This is a genomic window from Amycolatopsis sp. NPDC051371, from assembly GCF_040682155.1.
Taxonomy (GTDB): Bacteria; Actinomycetota; Actinomycetes; order Mycobacteriales; family Pseudonocardiaceae; genus Amycolatopsis.
This window is the reverse complement of sequence record NZ_JBFBAG010000084.1, coordinates 1-18,530: the sequence shown is the minus strand read 5'-3', so window position 1 is coordinate 18,530 and position 18,530 is coordinate 1. Positions and strand designations below refer to the sequence as shown.

The window sequence follows — 18,530 nt, the reverse complement described above, 5'->3', positions numbered from 1 at the left end:
GGCCAACTCCACCTCGGCCACGGATCCGAACCCGGCCCATCCCGAGGTGCGCCCCCACCCACGTCGCCGCTGATGTCCCCGCCGGAGCGGCGGCTCAGGCCGGTGCCGTCACCCCGAACTCCACCTCCGCGGTCCGCACCGTCCCCGCCGTCCGGCCCGGCGCCGTGTGGAACTGCCAATACAGGTTCGTGTGCGCGATGACGTCCTCCGGCTTCGGAGCGCCGTACGACGACAGGTCTTCGGTCGTGTGCGCGTCGGCCACCAAGGTCGCGTCGTAGCCGCGGGTGATCGCGCCGTGCAGGGTGGACCTGATGCACGCGTCCGTCTGGGCGCCCGCCACCACCAGCCGGCCGATGCCGCGCGCCGCCAGCACCGCCTCCAGGTCGGTGTCCTCGAACGAGTCGCCGTAAACCTTGTGCACCAGCGGTTCCGGCTCGCGCCGCACCAGTTCCGGCACGTACTCCCAGACCTCGCTCTCGCGGGGCAGCTCGTCACTGGTGTGCTGCACCCACACCACGTCGGTGCCGCCCGAACGCGCCTTCTCGACCAAGGCGACGATGTTCGCGAGGACGGCCGAGCGGTCGTGGGCCTCCTTCATCACGCCGTTCTGCACGTCGACGATGAGGAGCGCGGTGTTCGGTCGATCGGTCAATGTGGTCATGCGGCCCACCCTAAACGCGGGCACCGACAGTTTCCGCGACGTAGCATGACCCGCCATGGACTACGGGATGCTGCTGCTCGGGGTCGTCCTGCTCGTCGTGGTCGTCGGCCTGGGATCGTCGGCCACCGAACGCAGGCTCAGCCGCCGGCTCGAGCGGATGGAACGGAAGCTGGACGCCATCGTCGCGCAGCTCGGCGTGACCGTCGAAGAGCCGGGGCTCGCCGAGGTCACCGCGTTGCTGCGCGAGGGCAAGAAGATCCAGGCGATCAAGACCTACCGCGAGCACACGGGCGCGGACCTGAAGGAAGCGCGCGACGCCGTGGAGCGGCTCGCCTAGGGCGCCCCGCCCACGTGCTTCGCCGAGACCGCTTCCCACACGGCGTCGAAGTTCTCGTACCGGTCGCCCTCGGTCAGGCCACCGAGCAAGCCGAGCACGGAATCGCCGCCGCCGGCCGCGGCCGCGCGCCGCAGGAGCTCGTCGCGGCCGCACGGGTAGGCGGTCTCGGCCAGGTGCTGTTCGAGGCTGGAACGGTCCGGTGCAGACATGATCCTCGCGTACCCGCAGCGCCCGACCCGAAACTCAGCCGGCGACGATCGTGTGACCGCCGCGCGGCACGAGCTCCCCGATCACCGGGTGCCCGGGCAGCTCCCCGGCGACCAGCAGCCCGCCGGACGTCTGCGCGTCGGCCAGCAGCAGCGCCTCGTCCTCCGAGATCCGGGAGAGGTCCACGTGCGGCCGGACCCAGTCGAGGTTGCGGCGCGTGCCGCCGCTGACGTACCCGTCGCGCAGCGCCTCGCGCGCGCCCTCGACGTAAGGCACGGCCGCCGGGTCGAGGCGCGCGGTGACGCCGCTCGCCCTGGCCAGCTTGTGCAGGTGGCCGAGCAGGCCGAAGCCGGTGACGTCGGTGGCGCAGACGGCCCCGGCGGCGAGCGCGGCTCGGGCGGCGGCGTCGTTCAACGTCGTCATGACGTCGATCGCCTGCGCGAACCGTTCGCCGGTGGCCTTGTGCCGCGAGTTCAGCACGCCGATGCCGAGCGGCTTGGTCAGCGTCAGCGGCACGCCCGCGCGCCCGGCGTCGTTGCGCAGCAGCCGCGCGGGATCCGCGATGCCGGTGACGGCCAGCCCGTACTTCGGCTCCGGGTCGTCGATGCTGTGCCCGCCGGCCAGGTGGCAGCCCGCCTTGCCGCAGACGTCGAGTCCACCGCGCAGCACCTCGCCCGCCAGCTCGAACGGCAGCGTCTCCCGCGGCCAGCCGAGCAGGTTGACCGCCACCACCGGCGTGCCACCCATCGCGTAGACGTCGGAAAGCGCGTTGGCCGCGGCGATCCGCCCCCAGTCGTAGGCGTCGTCGACGACCGGGGTGAAGAAGTCGGTGGTCGCGATGAGCGCGGTCGACCCGGAGATCCGGACGACGGCCGCGTCGTCACCGGTGTCGAGGCCGACGAGCAGCTCGCCGGCCGGGTCGGTGGGGGAGCTGCCGGTGAGGCCGCGGACGGCCTCCTCCAGCTCGCCGGGCGGGATCTTGCACGCACAGCCACCGCCGTGCGCGTACTGCGTCAGTCGAAGCGCCACCGGTTCATCGTGCCCGCCGGCCCGGAACTTGGCAGGATGGTTCCCATGGTGCAGGGAGGCGTATCCGGCCTGGTGACCGGCACGGTCTTCAAAACCGGTGAACGGCAGGTCCTGTCGTTGGCGGGTTCGATTCCCGTCCGCCTCCGCCATGCCTGACCCCCGCCGCGCGATCCCGCGGACCGACGCGCTGCTGGCCGAGCCCCGGATCGCCAAGTTCGCCGGGACGCTCGGCCGGGACCTGGTGAAAAACGCGATCCAGGATGCCCAAAAGGCCGCGCGAGCCGGTGAGATCGCCGCGGCCGACGTCGTCGACGTCGTCCTCGCGCGGCTCCCGGCGAACGCGGGGTCGCTGCGGCCGGTGGTCAACGCGACCGGCGTCGTCGTGCACACCAACCTCGGCCGGGCCCCGCTGTCCGCGGCCGCGCTCGACGCCCTGGCGGCGGCCGGGGGCGCCACCGACGTCGAGTTCGACCTGGCGACCGGCGAGCGGGCCCGGCGCGGCCGGGGTGCCCTCGCCGCGCTGGCCGCGGCCGTCCCGGACGCCGGCGCCGTGCACGTCGTCAACAACAACGCGGCCGCTCTGCTGCTCTGCGCGCTCGCGCTGGCCCCGGGCCGGGAGATCGTCGTCAGCCGGGGTGAGCTGGTCGAGATCGGGGACGGTTTCCGCATCCCCGACCTCCTCGCGTCGACCGGCGCCCGGCTGCGCGAGGTCGGCACCACGAACCGGACATCGGTGCGCGACTACGCCGATGCCGTCGGCCCGGACACCGGGTTCGTGCTGAAGGTGCACCCGTCGAACTACCGGGTCACCGGCTTCACGTCGGAAGCGTCGCTCGGCGAGCTGGCCGGGCTCGGCGTCCCCGTGGTCGCCGACATCGGGTCCGGCCTGCTGGCGCCGAACCCGCTCCTGCCGGACGAACCGGACGCCGCGAGCGCGCTGCGGGCGGGCGCCACGGTCGTCACGGCCAGCGGCGACAAGCTGCTCGGCGGCCCGCAAGCCGGCCTCCTGTTCGGCGACGCCGACGTCGTCGAACGGCTGCGGCGGCACCCGGCCGCGCGGGCGTTGCGCGTCGACAAGCTCACGCTCGCCGCGCTCGAAGCGACGCTGCGCGGGCCGCGACCGCCGGTGCTCGAAGCCCTCGACGCGTCCGTCCCGGACCTTCGGCAGCGGGCGGAAACCCTGGTCCGGGCGCTGGAGGGCATCGACGCCCGGGTGGTTTCGACGCGATCGGCGGTCGGCGGCGGGGGAGCACCCGGCGTCGAACTGCCCAGCGTCGCGGTGAGCCTGCCCGCGCGGTACGCCGTCGCGCTGCGGACGGGCGACCCGGCGGTCGTCGGCCGGGTCGAGCGGGACCGGTGCCTGCTCGACCTGCGGACCGTGCGGCCGGAAGAGGACGCGAAGCTCCGGGAAGCCGTCCGCCGATGCGGGTGATCGTCACCGCCGGGCACGTCGACCACGGGAAGTCGACGCTGGTCCGGCGGCTGACCGGGATGGAGCCGGACCGGTGGGCCGAGGAACGCCGCCGCGGGCTCACCATCGACCTCGGGTTCGCCTGGACGCGGATCGGCGACGAGGACGTCGCGTTCGTGGACGTCCCGGGCCACGAACGGTTCGTGCCGAACATGCTGGCGGGCGCCGGTCCCGCGCCGGCGGTGCTGTTCGTGGTCGCGGCCGACGAGGGCTGGATGCCGCAGTCGGCCGAGCACCTCGCCGCGCTCGACGCGTTCGGCGTCCGGCGCGGGCTGCTGGTCGTCACGAAGGCCGACCGGGCCGATCCGGCGGCCGCGACCGAGGCCGCTGTGCAGGAGATCGGCCGGACGTCGCTGGGCGCGGTGCCGAGTGTCGCCGTCAGCGGGAGAACCGGTGCGGGGTTCGACGAGCTGCGGTCGGCGATCACCGCGCTTGTCGGCGGCCTGCCGGCGCCCGACCCCAGCGCCGACGTCCGGCTGTGGATCGACCGGGCGTTCACCGTTTCCGGGGCGGGCACGGTCGTCACGGGCACCCTCGCCGGGGGGACGATCGCCGTCGGCGACGAGCTGCTGCTCGGGGACGCGCGCGTGAAGGTCCGCGGCCTGCAAGCGCTCGGCGAGCCGCACGACCGGGTGACGGCCGTGGCCCGGGTGGCGGTGAACCTCCGCGGCACCGCGCGCGCCGACGTCGGACGCGGCGACGTCCTGCTCACCCCGGGCCGCTGGCACGCGACGGCCGAGTTCGACGTCCGGCTGCGCGGTGTGCCGGCCGCCGACCTGCACCGGAACCTGGTGCTGCACCTGGGAACCGCGGCGCTGCCGGTACGGATCCGTCCACTGGGGACGGACACCACGCGGCTTGCCACGACCGTCGCGCTGCCGCTGCGCGTGGGCGACCGCGGGCTGCTGCGCGACCCCGGCGAGCACCGGATCGCGGCCGGGTTCGACGTGCTCGACGTCCGGCCGCCTTCGCTGGCTCGCCGTGGCGCGGCGCGGGCGCGCGGCGACGAGTTGGCTTCACCCGACCTCGCCGAGGCCTACTTGCGCCGCGTCGGTTTCGTGCGGGCCGCGGACTTCGCGGCGATGGGGCTGCCCGAGACGGGCGACCGGGTGGGCGACTGGCACGTCGACCCGCCGCGGTTCGCCGGGCTGCGCGCCGAGGCCGCGGCGATCGTGCGGGGCTGGGACGCCCTCGCCGCGGGCATGCCGGTGAAGGCGCTGCGGCAGCGCCTCGGCCTGCCGGCGCCGGAACTGGTCGGCCCGCTGCTGGCGGGCAGTGGGTTCGAGGTGACGGGCGGACTCGTCCGGCGGCCCGGAGCAGGTCTGGCTCCGGCGGTGGAGAAGGCCCTGGAAACGGTGACGAAACGGCTCGCCGAGCACCCGTTCCGCGCCCCGGAGGCGGACGACCTGCGCGCGCTGGGCCTGGGCCGCCGCGAGCTGGCGGCGGCCGTCCGCCTCGGCCGGCTGACGGCGGTGGCTGAAGGAGTGGTGCTGGGGCCGGACGCTCCGGAGCGGGCGGCCGCCGAGCTGCGCGCGCTGCCCCAGCCGTTCACGGTCTCGGAGGCCCGGCGGGCGCTGGACAGCACCCGCCGGGTGATGATCCCGCTGCTGGAACGCCTCGACGCGGCGGGTTTGACGGAACCGCTCGGTGACGGGACTCGCCGCACGGTGGGCTGAAAGGTCTTGAATGAGTCTTTCAGGACCTCCGAAGACCTGAATGACTCATTCAAGACCTTTGGGCGGGGGTGCGACGCTCCGGAACGTCATGAACGGGTCGTTCATGACGCCGGGCCAGGGCCAGCGCCAGGGCGGCCAGGGGCGAGCGGCGCGGGTGATGTCTTGAATGACCCATTCAGGTCGCCGGATGTCTTGAATGACTCATTCAAGACACCTGGGCGGGGCGGGCGGTCGCCGGGGCGGCGCACGAGAAGCGACCCGCCCGCCGAACCGTCGCGAATGACCCACTCGCGGCGTCCGGCGTCCCGAATGAGTCATTCGCGGCACGAGCCTCGACCGCTCGGCGAACGGACTCGGCGGAAGGGTGGTTGAACCTGCGTTCCGCGGGTATCGCTACTACCGTGCCCAGCATGAGCGTCCGGAAGTGGATCGAAGGCTGGCCGGTGTACCGGCAGCTGACCGGTCCCGACCGGACTGCGCGCGCCGCGGCGGCCAAATCGGATGGTTCGGAAAAATGGCACGCCCGGACCGAAGATGCCGACAAGGTGGTCAAGTCGGTCTGCCCGTACTGCGCCGTCGGCTGTGGCCAGAAGGTCTACGTCAAGGACGGCCGCGTCACGCAGATCGAGGGTGACCTCGATTCGCCCATCTCCCGCGGTCGGCTGTGCCCGAAGGGGTCGGCCAGCAAGCAGCTCGTGACCAGCCCGAGCCGCGTGACCGAAGTTCTCTACCGCCGCCCCTACGGCACCGACTGGGAGCGCCTGCCCCTCGACAAGGCGATGGACATGATCGCCGACCGGGTCCTCAAGACCCGCGACGAGACGTGGCAGGCGGCCGACGACCAAGGGCGTCCGCTGAAGCGCACCCTCGGCTTCGCCAGCCTGGGCGGCGCGACGCTGGACAACGAAGAGAACTACCTGATGAAAAAGCTGTACACCGCGCTCGGCGCGATACAGATCGAAAATCAGGCCCGTATTTGACACTCCGCCACGGTTCCCGGTCTGGGGACCTCCTTCGGTCGTGGAGGCGCCACGACGTTCCAGCAGGACCTCGCCAACGCCGACTGCATCGTCATCCAGGGCTCGAACATGGCCGAGTGCCACCCGGTCGGGTTCCAGTGGGTGATGGAGGCGAAGGCCCGCGGCGCGAAGATCATCCACGTCGACCCGCGGTTCACCCGCACCAGCGCGGTTTCGCACGTCCACGCGGCGTTGCGCGCCGGGACGGACATCGCGTTCCTCGGTGGCCTGATCAACTACGTCCTGTCCGAAGAGAAGGACTTCCGGGAGTACGTCCTGGCCTACACGAACGCGGCCGCCATCCTGCGTGAGGACTTCGCCGACACCGAAGACCTCGACGGCGTCTTCTCGGGCTACGACCCCGAGCGCCGCCAGTACGACATGACGACGTGGGAGTACGAGGGCGCGGCGACCGTGCCGGCGGCCGGGTCGACCGACCCCGAGCAGCCGGGCGAGCCCGGTTCGGAGAGCCAGCACGGCGGCGAAGGCCACCAGAGCACCGCCCGGGCCGACACCTACGGCAGCGGCGGCGCGGCGGTCGGTGCCAAGCCGAAGACCGACGAGACCCTGCAGCACCCGCGGTGCGTCTTCCAGGTGCTCAAGCGCCACTTCGCCCGGTACACGCCGGAGATGGTCGCCGACGTCTGCGGCCTGCCGGTCGAGCAGTTCCGCGAGATCGCCGAGGCGGTCACCGCGAACTCCGGCCGCGACCGGACGACGGCGTGGGTGTACTCCGTGGGCTGGACGCACCACACGGTCGGCGCGCAGTACATCCGGACGGCGTCGATCCTGCAGACGCTGCTCGGCAACATCGGCCGGCCCGGCGGCGGCATCCTCGCGTTGCGCGGCCACGCCAGCATCCAGGGCTCCACCGACATCCCGACCCTGTTCAACCTGCTGCCGGGCTACATCCCGATGCCGCACGCGCACCAGCACCAGAGCCTCGACGAATTCGTCGCGGCCGACGCGGGCAAGACCGGCTTCTGGGGCAACATGCGCTCCTACACGGTCAGCCTGCTCAAGTCGTACTGGGGTGATGCGGCGCAGCCGCACAACGACTTCCGGTTCGGCTACCTGCCGCGGCTGACCGGTGACCACGGCACCTACGCGACCGTCCAGAAGCAGATCGAGGGGGAGTGCAAGGGGTACTTCCTGGTCGGCGAGAACCCGGCGGTCGGCTCGGCCAACGGCAAGTTCCAGCGGCTCGGCCTGGCCAACCTCGACTGGCTGGTCGTCCGCGACCTGCAGCTGATCGAGAGCGCGACGTTCTGGAAGGACGGCCCCGAGATCGAGACCGGCGAGCTGAAGCCGGACGAGATCGGCACCGAGGTCTTCTTCCTGCCCGCCGCCGCGCACACCGAGAAGGACGGCAGCTTCACCAACACCCAGCGGCTCCTGCAGTGGCACCACAAGGCCGTCGAACCGCCCGGCGACGCCCGCAGCGACCTGTGGTTCTACTACCACCTGGGCCGGATCATCCGGGAACGGATCGGCGACGACCCGCGCGACGCGCCGATCCGCGACCTCACCTGGAGCTACCCGGTCGAGGGCGAGACCGACGACCCCAGCGCCGAATCCGTGCTCGCCGAAATCAACGGTCACGGCCCCGGCGGCCCGCTCTCGGCGTACACCGAACTGAAGGACGACGGCTCGACAGCGTGCGGCTGTTGGATCTACTGCGGCGTGCGTGCCGGCGGGAAGAACCAGGCCGCGAACCGGCAGCCGGGCCAGGAACAGGACTGGGTCGCGAAGGGCTGGGCCTGGGCGTGGCCGGCGAACCGGCGGATCCTCTACAACCGCGCCTCGGCCGACCCGGACGGCAAGCCGTGGAGCGAGCGGAAGAAGCTGCTCAGCTGGGACCCCGAGCAGGGCAAGTGGGTCGGGCCGGACGTCCCGGACTTCGAGCCGACGAAGGCGCCGGACCACGTGCCGCCCGAGGGTGCCAAGGCGCAGGACGCGCTCGGCGGGCGCGACCCGTTCATCATGCAGACCGACGGCAAGGCGTGGCTCTACGTCCCGGCCGGGCTGGCCGACGGCCCGCTGCCGGCGCACTACGAGCCGTTCGAGAGCCCGGTGGAGAACGCCCTGTACAGCCAGCAGGAGTCGCCGACGCGCCAGACGCTCGAAAGCCCGTCGAACCCGTACAACCCGGCGCGAAGCGAGGTCTACCCGTACGTGTTCACCACCTACCGGCTCAGCGAGCACCACACGGCCGGCGGGATGAGCCGGACGCTGCCGTACCTGTCGGAGCTGCAGCCGGAGTTCTTCTGCGAGGTCTCCCCGGCCCTGGCCGCCGAGCGCGGCCTGGAGAACGGCGGCTGGGCGACGATCATCTCCGCGCGGACGGCGATCGAGGCCCGCGTTCTCGTCACCGACCGCGTGAAGCCGCTGAAGGTCCGCGGCCGGACCATCCACCAGATCGGCCTGCCCTACCACTGGGGCCCGAACGGCCTGTCCCGCGGCGACGCGGCCAACGACCTCCTCGCCATCGTGATGGACCCGAACGTGCACATCCAGGAATCCAAGGCGGCCACCTGCGACATCCGGCCGGGGCGCCGTCCGCGCGGCGCCGCGCTGCCGGAGTTCGTGGCCGAGTACCGGAGGCGAGCCGATGGCTGAGTACGGCACCCAGCCCCGGATGGGGTTCTTCACCGACACGTCGGTGTGCATCGGCTGCAAGGCCTGCGAAGTCGCGTGCAAGGAGTGGAACGGCGTGCCCGAAGCGGGCGGGCTCGACCTCCTGGGCATGTCCTACGACAACACCGGCGCTCTGGGCTCGAACACGTGGCGCCACGTGGCTTTCGTCGAGCAGCCGAAGCCCGCCGAGCCCAACGAATCCACTGTGGACCTCGGGATGCCGGACGTCGGCGCGCCGGCGCAGGACGAGCCCGGCGTCCGCTGGCTGATGTCGAGCGACGTCTGCAAGCACTGCACGCACGCCGCCTGCCTGGACGTCTGCCCGACCGGCTCGCTGTTCCGCACCGAGTTCGGCACCGTCGTCGTGCAGCAGGACATCTGCAACGGCTGCGGCTACTGCGTCCCGGCGTGCCCCTACGGCGTCATCGAAAAGCGCGAGAGCGACGGCCGCGCGTTCAAGTGCACCCTCTGCTACGACCGGCTGGGCGCGGGCATGGAACCCGCCTGCGCCAAGGCGTGCCCGACCGACTCCATCCAGTTCGGCGAGCTGGACGAGCTGCGCGAACGCGCCGACGAGCGCGTGAAGACGCTGCACGACTCGGGCGTTCCCGCGGCCCGGCTCTACGGCCACGACCCCGAGGACGGTGTCGGCGGCGACGGGGCGTTCTTCCTGCTGCTGGACGAACCCGAGGTCTACGGGCTGCCGCCGGACCCGGTGGTCACCACGCGGGACCTGCCCGCGATGTGGAAGCGGGCCGCGGTGACGGCGGCCGGCGTGGCCGTGGCGGTCGCCGCGTCGTTCCTGGGACGGCGCCGATGAGCCCGCGCCGCGAACGGACGATGGTCGAGCCGGCCGAGTTCAAGTCCTACTACGGCCGGCCGATCCTCAAGGAGCCGGCCTGGAAGCAGCCGGACGTGCCGCTGTACCTGTTCCTCGGCGGCGCGGCGGGCGCGTCGGCGACGATGGCCGTGCTCGCCGACGTCACCGGGCGCCCGGGCCTGGCCCGCGTCGGCAAGCTGGTCGCGTCCGGCGGGTCGCTCGCGAGCGTCGTGGCGCTGGTCCACGACCTGGGGAAGCCGACGCGGTTCCTGCACATGCTGCGGGTGCTCAAGCCGACGTCGCCGCTCTCGGTGGGGTCGTGGATCCTGTCGCCGTTCTCCGGGCTGGCCGCGGTGGCGGCGGCGTCCGAGGTGACCGGGCGGCTGCCGCGGATCGGCCGGCTGGCGGGGGTGGCCGCGGGCGTGCTGGGCCCGGCGATGTGCACGTACACGGCGGTGCTGCTGGCGGACACGGCGACGCCGTCGTGGCACGAGGCCCACGGCACGCTCCCGGTGCTGTTCGCGGGCAGCGCGATGACGAGCGGCGCGGGCGCGGCCCTGCTGGCGGTTCCGGCCGGCGAGATCGGCCCGGCGGTCCGGGCCGGCCTGGTGGGCGCGGTCGCGGAGCTGGTGGCCGAGCACCACCTGGAGACGGGGCTGGGCCTGGTGTCGGAGCCGTACCGGACGGGCCGCGCGGGCAAGTTGCTCAAGGCGGCAAAGGCGTTGACAGCGGCCGGCGCGGGGCTTTCCCTGCTGGCGCGGCGGAACCGGGCCGCGGGCATGCTCGCGGGCGCGGCTTACCTGGCTTCCGGACTGTGCACGCGGTTCGGCGTCTACGCGGCCGGCGTCGAATCCACAAAGGACCCGAAGTACGTGGTGATCCCGCAGCGGGAGCGGCTGGAGCGCCGGTCCGCGCAGCGGTGAAAGGCAAACTGCCGCACCCCGGAAGCCGGGGTGCGGCAGCGTGAGGAACGGCGTCAGTCCTTGTTCGTGACACCCTTGACGGCGTCCTTGACCTTCTCGCCGGCCTGCTTCAGCGAACCCTTGGCCTGGTCGGACTTACCCTCGGCCTGCCACTGCTCGTTGCCCGTGGCGTCGCCGACGGCTTCCTTGGCCCGGCCCTTGAGCTCTTCGCCCTTGTTTTCCATCTTGTCGTTCATGAGGTGCACCTTCCGTCGCGGCGACATTTCCGGATCGGCCAGTCGCCAAAAGGGCCTTGACTCTTGGTTACCCACTCACGGCGCGCGTACACATCACAGCTCGACGAGCGCGGTGAGGACCGTCACGCCCACCAAGAGCCACGCGACGTAGTCCCCGACGTGGCCCGAATGGCCGCGGTGCAGGACGTCCAGGGCCGTCCGGACCGGGCGCGGCCACGACGGGAGCCGGTGCGGCCAGAGGGCCGCCACGGCGATGCCGAGCGCCAGCAGCACCGTGATGCCGGCGGACAGCAGGCCGGACGACGTCCATTCCGCCGTGACGGGAGGCAGCGACCCGGGTGACCCGATGGCGGGCAGGACGTCGTGCAGGTACCCGTCGCGGTCGGCGTCCTGGCGCCCGGCCGTGACGGCGGCATCGCGCAGCCAGGGGACCGTGCCCACGGCGAGCGCGGCGGCCAGGACCGCGACGATCGCGCCGGTCATCGTCGCCGGGGTGCGCTCGATGCGGCCGCCCGTCTCGGGTTCCTCGTCCGTCCCGCTGGTCCGGTCGCCGTCGTCGCGGCGCGGGGGCCCGCCCAGTCCGAAGTAGACACCCAGGCCGGCGCGCAGGACCGCGGCCGCCGTCACCGCGGTGACGGCCACGGACACCACCACCAGCCAGCCGTACCCGGTGTGCTCGAGGGCGTGTTCCGCGACGTCGTTGCCGAACGCGACGCCGAACGGCGGCAACCCGGCCAGCACCAGTGCCGCCAGCACGAACAGCCCGCCTTCGAGACGCGAATGGCCGCACTTGCCGAACAACTCGTCTTCGTCGACGCTGCCGTAGCGGTCCTTCAGCACCCCGACGAGCAGGAACAATGCCGCCTTGGCCCCGGCGTGCCCGGCGACCGCCAGCACGAACCCCGTGCTCGCCCCGCCGTCGGCGGCGGCCAGGCCGCACAGGAACAAGCCGGTGTGGGCAATGGTCGAGTAGGCCAGCAGCCGTTTGAGGTGGCGCTGGGTGAAGCACAGGACGGCGCCGAGCACCGCGCTGCCGATCCCGAGCACCAGCAGCACCCGGGCGAACGCGCCGTCGTCGAGCACGCCGCCGAACACCGTGCGCCGGACCCGCAGCACGCCGTAGACGCCCAGCTCGACCATGACACCGGAGAACAGCACGCACACCGGCGTCGGCGCGACCGCGTGCGCGTCGGCGAGCCAGAAGTGGAACGGCACCGCGGCCGCCTTCACGAGCAGACCGGTGCAGACGAGCACGAACGCGGCGAGCACCAGCGCGTCCGCGGGCTTTCCGTCGAGAGCGACGCCGAGCTGGGCCAGCCCGAGCTGGCCGCCGCGCGCGTAGAGCAGGCCGATGCCCATCAGCGTGAAGTACGCGCCGAGGGAGTTCACGACGCCGAAGTTCAGCGCGCCCTGGACGGAGTCGGCCTCCTCGACGCGGTACCCGGTGAGCGCGTAGGCGACGCCGCTCATCAGCTCGAAGAAGACGAACAGGGTGAACAGGTCCCCGGTGAGCAGGAAGCCGAGCATGCCGGTCAGGAACAGCAGCATCATCGCGTGGTAGCGCGCTTCGACCGCCTCGAAGTAACGCCAGCTGTAGACCAGCGCGCACGTCGTCAGGAACGACGCCAGCAGGGCAAGGGTGGTGTTGAGGCCGTCGGCGGCCATGACGATGCCGAGGGACCGGGCGCCGTCGGGCCGCTGCCCGCCGAGCCAGCTCACCACCCGGCCGTGCTGGACGCCCACGAGCAGCACCGCGGTCGCGACCGTGACGGCCAGCGCCGCGGTCGTCGCGACGGCGTCGGCCACCACCCGCGGCAGCTTGACGCCCAAGCCGAGCAGCACGCACGCGGCCAGCAGCGGCAGGGCGACGACGAGGGCCGGGAGCGCGGTCATCGCCTCAGCCGCGCAGCGCGCGCAGCTCGTCGGGATCGACCGTCCCGTGGCGCTTCGAGATCTGGATGGTCAGGCCGAGCAGGAGCGCGGTGATCGTCGCCGACACGACGATGTCGGTGAGCGTCATCGCCTGCACCATCGGGTCGACCACGGGCTGCTGCTGGTCCTGGACGACGATCGGCGCGCCGGCCTGGTCCTGGTAGCCGATGCCGAGCAGCAGCACGTACGTCCCGGCTTGGGCCACCGAGAGCGAGACGACGGTGTGGACGAGGTGGCGGCTGCGCACGATGCCGATCGCGCCGATCAGCAGCAGCCACCCGGCCACGCCGTAGCAGGCCATGCCCACGACGCCGCTCACGAGGCCTCCTCCCGGATCAGGCCCTGGCCGAGGAACTGGGCCAGCAGCACCACGAGCCCGGCGGCGACCTCGATCCCGATCAGCACGCTCAGCACCGGCACGGTCCCGGCCGAGAGCAGCGAGCCGAACTCGCCCTTCGGCAGGACGTTGGCCAGGAACGCGCCGCCCGCGACCAGCCCGGTGAGCCCGGCGACGACGTACAGGCCGGTGGCCGCCGCTTCGGCGTATTCGCACCAGTCGATCGGGCGCAGCCGCGCGAGCGCCGGGTAGCTGCCGGAGATGTAGAGCAGGTGCCAGCCGGTGGCCAGCACGACCCCGCCCTGGAAGCCGCCGCCCGGGGTGAGGTGGCCGTGCACCACGACGTCGACGCCGAGCAGGAGGGTCACCGGTAGCATCAGGTAGCCGGCGAGCTTGACGACGGGCATGACGTACCCGCGCTGGGGCTCGATCCGCTGTCGTTCCTCTTTGGACGGTTGGAGCAGCGAGAGCGTGCCGACGACCGCGGCCGCGACGATGGTCTCCTCGCCGAGGGTGTCCAGCGCGCGCAGGTCGAAGTTGACCGACGAGACGAGGTTCGGCGTCGCGCGCGCGATCGCGGCGGGGAGCGCGAGGTCGCGGTAGGCGTGCAGGGCACCGCCGAACTCGGGCATCCGCAGGAAGGCCGTCACGAGCAGGACGGCGACGCCGAGCGCGCCGGCCGCGCACAGCCACGTCCGGGCCCGCAGCGTCATCGCCCGCCCACCTTCCGGATGGTGAGCAGCACGAGCAGCGGCACCACGGCCGCGCCGACGGCCAGTTCCGACAGTGCGACGTCCGGCGCCTGGAGCGCGACGAACAGCAGGGCCAGGCACAGGCTGAACAGCGAGAGCGTGATCGCCTGGCGCCGCGGGTCCGGGGTGGCCACGACCGCGAACCCCGCGACGGCGACGAACGCGAGGGCGACGAGCAGCACGACCGTCGTCACGACGGCAGGTCCTCGTCGATCGCACCCTGCCGCTGCGCCTCGACGCGGCCCGCGGCGGACTGCAGCACCGGGCCGGTCACCGCCAGCAGCACGACGGTGAGCAGGATGGCTCCCGACGCCAGCGTCCAGCCGTTCGCCAGGGCCAGCCCGAGCCCGACGAGTGGCGCGCCGAGTGTGGTCACCGGCGCGAGCAGGTGCAGCCGGTTGAGCAGGGTGCGCGCCCGCAGCATCGCCAGTGCCGAGACCACGACGACGGCGACTCCGGCGAAGACGAGGACCTGCGCGGCGACCGTCATTCCGTCGTCCCCAGCAGCCGGATGAACAGCAGCGTGCCGGCGAAGGCCAGCACGGTCAGCGTCAGCGGCAGGATCACCGCGCTCGACGGGCCGTAGGCCTGCACGAGCAGGAGCAGCGTGAGCACGGTGACCGGGCCGGCTAGCTGCAGCCCGGCGAGGCGCCCGATGGCGTCGCCGCGCGCGGCCAGCCACAGTGCCGGGCCGAGGCCGCCCGCCATGAGCAGCACGGCGGCCACCAGCCAGCCGGTCACCGGCGCACCTCGTCCAGGACGCGTGAGTCACCCTCGAGCAGCCGGTGGACGACGAGCTCGCGGTCGGCTGGGGCGTTTTCGGGCGTGGCGACGACCATCGTGCCGGGCGTGCTGCCGACGACGAGGGCCGCGCAGGCCGCCCGGGCCTCGTGAACCGCGTCGGGTTCGCCGGGCAGGCTCACCGTGGCGAACCGGCCCGCATGCGGATGTCGCACGACCTTGACCAGCACCTGGGCGGATTCGCGGACCGCCGCTCCGGGCACGGCGAGCAGCCACCGGAACCAGCGCGCCCGGGGCCGCCAAGCGCCACTGACGGCCTTGCGCGCGGCGCGGGCGGCGAACGCGCACGGCACCGCCGCGACGGCCGCGGCCACGATCTCCGGCAGCGACGGCGTCGACAGCGTCAGGACCCACAGGCCGGTCAGGCCGAGCCACCAGGGCAGCACCTCGGATGTCACCCGCACGTCCGGCGGGGTACCCCGCGGGTCTCCGCGCCAACCGGGGTCAGCGGGCCGGCAGGTGGCCGCCCATCCGCTCGATCCGTTGGATCGCCGGCTCGGCGAGGATGCCGTGGACCAGCACCGATACGGCGACGGCGAGCGCGCCGACCCGCCACAGCACGTCCTGGTGGTCCACCGGCAGCCGGTTGATCGCGTAGGCGAGGTAGTAGAGCGTGCCGATGCCGCGGACGCCGAAGAACGCGATGGCGAGCTTCGCGGGCCGCCCGGCCGAGGACCCGAGCAGCGTCACCCAGCCGACCAGGGGGCGCACCACCAGCACCGCGACCACGGCGATCACCACCTCCAGGGGACGGAGGCCGAGCAGCAGGCCGTCGCCGATGGCGAGACCCAGCCCGAGCAGGGCGAGCGGCACGAAGAGCCGTTCGAGCTGGTGGCCGAAGGCGTGCAGGACGCCGTGGTAGTCGTGCTCCCGCTCCTGCTTGCGGACCACCACCGCGGCGGTGAACACGGCGACGAAGCCGTTGCCGTGGGCGAACTCCGCCAGCGCGTACGGCAGGAAGGCCAGGGCCAGCAGGACCAGACCGTCGCCGTATTCGGCGAGCCGGAGCCGGTCCGACGCCGTGTGGAAGATCGCCCAGCCGAGCCCGCGCCCGGCGACGAGGCCGATCACCACGCCGGTCGCGACGGGCAGCAGCAGGTCGACGAGCGCCCAGGAGACGTCGAGATTCGGACGGCTGCCTGCCATCGCCAGCCCGAGCAGGACGAACGGCATGGCCAAGCCGTCGTTGAGCCCCGCTTCGGTGGTCAGCGTGAAGCGGATTTCGTTGTTCCTGGCCAGGTCCGGCTCGACGTCGGGGTGCGGCACGCCGATGTCACCCGCCAGCACCGGGTCGGTCGGCGCCAGCGCCGCGGCCAGCAGCAGCGCGACTCCCGGCGCCAGCGCGAGCCACCAGTAGCCCAGCGCGGCGATCGCGAGGATCGACAGCGGCATGGTCAGCGCGAGCAGCCGCCACGTCGAGCCCCAGCGCTTCAGGCCGAACGGGCGGTCGACGGACAGGCCGGCCCCGGCGAGCGCGACGAGAATACCCAGCTGGGTGAAGGACTCCACGCCCTCCAGGTGGGCGGCCGGGTCGCTCCAGCCGTTGCCGTAGGGCGCGGGCAGCGGCAGCAGGCCCAGGACGATCCCGGCGATCAGCATCACCAGCGGGACCGAGAACGGCCGGTCGGCCACCAGTTTCGGCACGATCGCCGCGGCCAGGGCGAGCAATCCGGCCACGCCGAACAGCACCGTCAACGACGACAAGGTTCCTCCTGCCCGCTCGTGCCGTGCCGCCCGGGCGGGAGGTGGCGTGCGCGGTTCCCGGCCGAGCGTGAGCCGGGATCCGCCGATGCCCCGCCCGGCCGGATGCGGGTAGCGTGACCGGGAGGTGGCGTCGCGTCCCGGGTTCCCGGGGGTGCGCGCGGCGAAACCGGTGAGGAGGCGCCGTGACGGCGGCGAACGGGGCCGCGCGGCCCTGCCGGTTCTGCGGCACGGTGCGCGGCCCGCGGGTCCCGGGCAAGGCCGGGCCGATCTGCCTGGACTGCGTGCGGGCCGGGCTGCGGGTGGTCCGCGACGGCGCCGACCGGGAGACGCCGGGCGGGGACGTGCTGGCGGCGGTGACGTCGCCGCTGGCCGCGGTCTGCGAGTTCTGCGGCCGCCGCGAACGCCGGACGTTCCTCGGCCTGCGGCGCCCGCTGCTGCGCGTCACGTGCGCCCAGCGGGACGCGGTGATCTGCGTCGACTGCCTGGACCACGCCGGGGACGTGCTGAACCTCGCGCTGCGTCACTGATCGCGTTTCCGGCCTGCTGGCGCGGGTAACCAGGCGAGATGACTGCTACCCAAGTGACCCGACCGGCGACCGCTTCGGTGGCGGAGACCCTCCGGGTCGCGTTCGAGGTTGCCCTGCCCACGCTGGCCGACGGGGTGATCAAACGTCGTCCCGCGGCGATGGCCGTGGCCGGCAAGCTGCGGGCCGACCGCGCGGGCGTCAGGCTGCTGGCGAAGCTGCGGGCCCGGCACAACGGGCGGCCGCTGAGGCTGCGCGTGCCCGGCCGGTCGGTCGAACTGGCCCTCGCGCGTGAGGACGTGCGGACGTTGCTCGCCGGCGCGCCGACGCCGTTCAGTCCGTCCACAGTGGAGAAGCGTGCCGCGCTGGGGCACTTCCAGCCGCACGGCGTGCTGATCTCGTCCGCCGCCGACCGCGGTCCGCGCCGGCGGTTCACCGAGGCCGTGCTCGAGCCGGGACGTCCGTTGCACGAGCTGGCCGAGCCGTTCGCCCGGGCCATCGCGGACGAAACCGCGGTCCTGCTGAGTGACGTCACGCGCGCCGGCTCGCTCGACTGGGACGCGTTCAACGTCGCGTGGTGGCGCCTGGTCCGGACCGTCGTACTGGGTACGGAGGCCCGCGACGACGAAACGCTGACCGACCTGCTGGAGCGGCTGCGGCTCGACGCGAACTGGGCGTACGTGCACCGGCGGCGCAAGCAGCTGCGCGAACAGTTCAGCTCCCGGCTGACCGCGCACCTCGCCCGGGCCGAGCCGGGCAGCCTGGCGGCGGCGATCGCGGCGACCGGAGACGACGGCACGGCAGCCGACCAGGTGGCGCACTGGCTGTTCGCGTTCGACGCGGCGGGCATGGCGACGTTCCGGACCCTGGCCCTGCTGGCGACCCACCCGGCCGAGCTGGAGCGCGTCCACACCGACCTGTCCGATGTGGACCTCGCCGAGCCGCGGCAGTTGAGCCACCTGCGCGCGTGTGTGCTGGAGTCGGTCCGGCTCTGGCCGACGACGCCGATGCTGCTGCGCGAGACGACGGAGGAGACGTCGTGGGGCCCCGCGGGGACGACGGTGCTGATCTTCACGCCGTTCTTCCACCGCGACGCCGGCCTGTCCTACGCCGACCGCTTCGAGCCGGACATCTGGCTGGACGGCCGCGCGGCGGAGAACCCGGCACTGGTGCCGTTCAGCGCGGGCCCGGCCGTGTGCCCGGGACGTGATCTGGTGCAGTTCTGCACGAGCACGATGCTGGCGAACCTCTTGCGTGAGCACCGGTTCGAGCAGGCGTCAGGTCCGGTGCTGACTCCGGATCGCCCGCTCCCGGCCGGCCTGGACAACTTCCACCTGACGTTCCGGCTCCTCCCGGACTGAAGCGCCCCAATGTGGCCTTCGGTGCGTTGAACGCACCCAAGGCCGCCTTGGGTGCGCCCGCGCTCACCCTGCTCGGCGACGCGGCGCACTTGATGCCGCCGCT

The 18,530-nt window shown here is 72.9% G+C and carries 20 protein-coding genes and 1 tRNA gene; 9 read left to right on the top strand and 12 right to left on the bottom strand.

From position 1 onward, the window contains the following. Positions 1 to 94 precede the first annotated feature (94 nt). Positions 95 to 661 carry an isochorismatase family protein gene (locus AB0M59_RS51810; protein WP_364631283.1) on the bottom strand — a complete coding sequence of 189 codons (567 nt, stop codon included), beginning with the start codon at positions 659 to 661 and terminating at the stop codon, positions 95 to 97. Positions 662 to 716: 55 nt separating this feature from the next. Between AB0M59_RS51810 and AB0M59_RS51805 the strand changes: the two genes are divergently transcribed. After that, complete coding sequence (locus AB0M59_RS51805) at positions 717 to 998, top strand: hypothetical protein (RefSeq protein ID WP_364631280.1); 282 nt, start codon at positions 717 to 719, stop codon at positions 996 to 998. Here the strand turns inward: AB0M59_RS51805 and AB0M59_RS51800 are convergent. Together AB0M59_RS51800 and selD are read right to left on the bottom strand one after the other, a co-directional pair. Further along, positions 995 to 1,207: a DUF2795 domain-containing protein gene (locus AB0M59_RS51800; RefSeq protein WP_364631277.1), complete on the bottom strand. Its 213-nt coding sequence runs from the start codon at positions 1,205 to 1,207 to the stop codon at positions 995 to 997. The genes AB0M59_RS51805 and AB0M59_RS51800 overlap by 4 nt on opposite strands. 34 nt (positions 1,208 to 1,241) lie before the next feature. Beyond that, entirely contained in the window at positions 1,242 to 2,234 is a 993-nt protein-coding gene (selD, locus tag AB0M59_RS51795) for a selenide, water dikinase SelD (protein WP_364631274.1), read from the bottom strand. Positions 2,235 to 2,288: 54 nt separating this feature from the next. On the opposite strand from selD, the gene AB0M59_RS51790 reads away from it, so the two are divergent. The 6 genes from AB0M59_RS51790 (at position 2,289) to nrfD (ending at position 10,780) form a co-directional block, all read left to right on the top strand. Then, positions 2,289 to 2,383 (top strand) — tRNA-Sec (locus tag AB0M59_RS51790). Next, a complete protein-coding gene (selA, locus tag AB0M59_RS51785; RefSeq protein ID WP_364631271.1) occupies positions 2,383 to 3,666 on the top strand; it encodes an L-seryl-tRNA(Sec) selenium transferase in 1,284 nt (427 codons plus the stop codon). Before AB0M59_RS51790 ends, selA begins: the two co-directional genes overlap by 1 nt. Further along, complete coding sequence (gene selB / locus AB0M59_RS51780; protein ID WP_364631269.1) at positions 3,657 to 5,381, top strand: selenocysteine-specific translation elongation factor; 1,725 nt, start codon at positions 3,657 to 3,659, stop codon at positions 5,379 to 5,381. Before selA ends, selB begins: the two co-directional genes overlap by 10 nt. Before the next feature lie 410 nt (positions 5,382 to 5,791). Beyond that, positions 5,792 to 9,019 carry a formate dehydrogenase gene (fdh, locus tag AB0M59_RS51775; RefSeq protein ID WP_364631266.1) on the top strand — a complete coding sequence of 1,076 codons (3,228 nt, stop codon included), beginning with the start codon at positions 5,792 to 5,794 and terminating at the stop codon, positions 9,017 to 9,019. After that, entirely contained in the window at positions 9,012 to 9,857 is an 846-nt protein-coding gene (locus AB0M59_RS51770) for a 4Fe-4S dicluster domain-containing protein (RefSeq protein ID WP_364631264.1), read from the top strand. Before fdh ends, AB0M59_RS51770 begins: the two co-directional genes overlap by 8 nt. Next, positions 9,854 to 10,780, top strand: coding sequence for an NrfD/PsrC family molybdoenzyme membrane anchor subunit (gene nrfD, locus AB0M59_RS51765; RefSeq protein ID WP_364631261.1), 927 nt, complete (start codon positions 9,854 to 9,856; stop codon positions 10,778 to 10,780). Before AB0M59_RS51770 ends, nrfD begins: the two co-directional genes overlap by 4 nt. Positions 10,781 to 10,833: 53 nt before the next feature. On the opposite strand, the gene AB0M59_RS51760 is transcribed toward nrfD, so the two are convergent. The 9 genes from AB0M59_RS51760 to AB0M59_RS51720 form a co-directional block, all read right to left on the bottom strand. Then, complete coding sequence (locus AB0M59_RS51760; RefSeq protein WP_364631258.1) at positions 10,834 to 11,016, bottom strand: CsbD family protein; 183 nt, start codon at positions 11,014 to 11,016, stop codon at positions 10,834 to 10,836. 93 nt (positions 11,017 to 11,109) lie between these two features. Continuing rightward, positions 11,110 to 12,909 (bottom strand): proton-conducting transporter membrane subunit, encoded by a 1,800-nt coding sequence (locus tag AB0M59_RS51755; RefSeq protein ID WP_364631256.1) that lies wholly within the window; start codon positions 12,907 to 12,909, stop codon positions 11,110 to 11,112. Positions 12,910 to 12,913: 4 nt separating this feature from the next. Next, a complete protein-coding gene (locus AB0M59_RS51750) occupies positions 12,914 to 13,267 on the bottom strand; it encodes an NADH-quinone oxidoreductase subunit K (protein ID WP_364631253.1) in 354 nt (117 codons plus the stop codon). Beyond that, entirely contained in the window at positions 13,264 to 13,998 is a 735-nt protein-coding gene (locus tag AB0M59_RS51745; protein ID WP_364631251.1) for an MnhB domain-containing protein, read from the bottom strand. Before AB0M59_RS51745 ends, AB0M59_RS51750 begins: the two co-directional genes overlap by 4 nt. After that, positions 13,995 to 14,231, bottom strand: a complete 237-nt coding sequence (locus AB0M59_RS51740; RefSeq protein ID WP_364631248.1) for a hydrogenase subunit MbhD domain-containing protein — start codon at positions 14,229 to 14,231, stop codon at positions 13,995 to 13,997. Before AB0M59_RS51740 ends, AB0M59_RS51745 begins: the two co-directional genes overlap by 4 nt. After that, a complete protein-coding gene (locus AB0M59_RS51735) occupies positions 14,228 to 14,527 on the bottom strand; it encodes a monovalent cation/H(+) antiporter subunit G (protein WP_364631246.1) in 300 nt (99 codons plus the stop codon). The genes AB0M59_RS51740 and AB0M59_RS51735 overlap by 4 nt, the downstream gene beginning before the upstream one ends. Beyond that, on the bottom strand, positions 14,524 to 14,778 hold the full coding sequence (locus tag AB0M59_RS51730; protein WP_364631243.1) for a hypothetical protein: 255 nt from the start codon (positions 14,776 to 14,778) through the stop codon (positions 14,524 to 14,526). Before AB0M59_RS51730 ends, AB0M59_RS51735 begins: the two co-directional genes overlap by 4 nt. Beyond that, the gene (locus tag AB0M59_RS51725) at positions 14,775 to 15,242 is read right to left on the bottom strand and encodes a Na+/H+ antiporter subunit E (protein WP_364631240.1); all 468 of its coding nucleotides are present in this window, start codon (positions 15,240 to 15,242) and stop codon (positions 14,775 to 14,777) included. The genes AB0M59_RS51730 and AB0M59_RS51725 overlap by 4 nt, the downstream gene beginning before the upstream one ends. Positions 15,243 to 15,282: 40 nt before the next feature. After that, positions 15,283 to 16,542, bottom strand: coding sequence for a cation:proton antiporter (locus AB0M59_RS51720; RefSeq protein WP_364631238.1), 1,260 nt, complete (start codon positions 16,540 to 16,542; stop codon positions 15,283 to 15,285). Between the two features lie 182 nt (positions 16,543 to 16,724). On the opposite strand from AB0M59_RS51720, the gene AB0M59_RS51715 reads away from it, so the two are divergent. Together AB0M59_RS51715 and AB0M59_RS51710 are read left to right on the top strand one after the other, a co-directional pair. Further along, positions 16,725 to 17,069 (top strand): hypothetical protein, encoded by a 345-nt coding sequence (locus AB0M59_RS51715; protein WP_364631235.1) that lies wholly within the window; start codon positions 16,725 to 16,727, stop codon positions 17,067 to 17,069. A 38-nt stretch (positions 17,070 to 17,107) separates the two neighbouring features. Next, entirely contained in the window at positions 17,108 to 18,427 is a 1,320-nt protein-coding gene (locus AB0M59_RS51710) for a cytochrome P450 (RefSeq protein WP_364631232.1), read from the top strand. The last annotated feature ends 103 nt before the right edge of the window (positions 18,428 to 18,530 follow it).

What these genes read in the sequence shown, in the direction of transcription:
- AB0M59_RS51810 (WP_364631283.1), bottom strand. Translation starts at nt 661, where the DNA reads ATGACCACATTGACCGATCGACCGAACACCGCGCTCCTCATCGTCGAC.
- AB0M59_RS51805 (WP_364631280.1), top strand. Translation starts at nt 717, where the DNA reads ATGGACTACGGGATGCTGCTGCTCGGGGTCGTCCTGCTCGTCGTGGTC.
- AB0M59_RS51800 (WP_364631277.1), bottom strand. Translation starts at nt 1,207, where the DNA reads ATGTCTGCACCGGACCGTTCCAGCCTCGAACAGCACCTGGCCGAGACC.
- selA (WP_364631271.1), top strand. Translation starts at nt 2,383, where the DNA reads ATGCCTGACCCCCGCCGCGCGATCCCGCGGACCGACGCGCTGCTGGCC.
- selB (WP_364631269.1), top strand. Translation starts at nt 3,657, where the DNA reads ATGCGGGTGATCGTCACCGCCGGGCACGTCGACCACGGGAAGTCGACG.
- AB0M59_RS51770 (WP_364631264.1), top strand. Translation starts at nt 9,012, where the DNA reads ATGGCTGAGTACGGCACCCAGCCCCGGATGGGGTTCTTCACCGACACG.
- nrfD (WP_364631261.1), top strand. Translation starts at nt 9,854, where the DNA reads ATGAGCCCGCGCCGCGAACGGACGATGGTCGAGCCGGCCGAGTTCAAG.
- AB0M59_RS51760 (WP_364631258.1), bottom strand. Translation starts at nt 11,016, where the DNA reads ATGAACGACAAGATGGAAAACAAGGGCGAAGAGCTCAAGGGCCGGGCC.
- AB0M59_RS51755 (WP_364631256.1), bottom strand. Translation starts at nt 12,909, where the DNA reads ATGACCGCGCTCCCGGCCCTCGTCGTCGCCCTGCCGCTGCTGGCCGCG.
- AB0M59_RS51745 (WP_364631251.1), bottom strand. Translation starts at nt 13,998, where the DNA reads ATGACGCTGCGGGCCCGGACGTGGCTGTGCGCGGCCGGCGCGCTCGGC.
- AB0M59_RS51735 (WP_364631246.1), bottom strand. Translation starts at nt 14,527, where the DNA reads ATGACGGTCGCCGCGCAGGTCCTCGTCTTCGCCGGAGTCGCCGTCGTC.
- AB0M59_RS51710 (WP_364631232.1), top strand. Translation starts at nt 17,108, where the DNA reads ATGACTGCTACCCAAGTGACCCGACCGGCGACCGCTTCGGTGGCGGAG.